The following is a 704-nucleotide window of genomic DNA, read 5'->3' as shown; positions in this document are numbered from 1 at the left end:
GGCACCTGGTAGCCCTTGTACTTGATGAGCTCCTTGAGGCGGTCGACGATGTACACGCAACCGGTCGGGTCGACCTGCGCGAGATCGCCGGTGTGGAGAAAGCCGTCGGCGTCGATGGTGTCGGCGGTGGCCTGCTCGTTGTTGAGATAGCCGAGCATCACGTTCGGCCCCTGCACCCACAACTCACCGGGCTCGGAAAGCCCTTCCTGCGGCAACGCAAGATCCTCACCGGTGCCCGGGTCGACGATCTTGTTCACCGTGTTCGGCACCGGCCACCCCGTCGAGGACAACGGCGGATCCTCACGACCCAGCGTCGCCTGGGTGTCGAACGGGATGATGTGGGACACCGGGGACAGCTCGCTCATGCCGTAGCCCTGCAGCATGTGCAGGTCCAGACGCTTGGCGACCGCCTGACCCAGCTCGTCATCGAGCGGGGCCGCACCCGACATCATCGTGTGCAACGACGACAGGTCGTAGTCGTCCACGATCGGATGCTTGGCCAGCGCCACCGCGACCGGCGGCGCGATGTAGGCCATCGTCACCTTGTGGTTCTGGATGCTCTCCAGGAACTCCACCAGGTCGAACTTCGGCATCACGACGAGCGAGGCACGGTTGAACAGCGCCGCGTTCAGCAACACCGTCATGCCGTAGATGTGGAAGAACGGCAACACCGCGATCACCACATCGTCGGCGGTCATCCCCTG

Annotated in this window: 1 protein-coding gene; it reads right to left on the bottom strand. The window is 64.2% G+C overall.

Annotated features, from left to right (window positions below; translation table 11 throughout):
* Nucleotides 1-704 (bottom strand): AMP-binding protein (locus BPODLACK_RS23135; protein ID WP_159406332.1); only part of this gene is annotated, 704 nt, incomplete at both ends.

The sequence above is a fragment of the Gordonia sp. YY1 genome (assembly GCF_009872315.1).
GTDB lineage: Bacteria > Actinomycetota > Actinomycetes > Mycobacteriales > Mycobacteriaceae > Gordonia > Gordonia amicalis.
The sequence above is the reverse complement of the archived record's forward strand: the minus strand, read 5'-3'. Positions and strand labels throughout refer to the sequence as shown.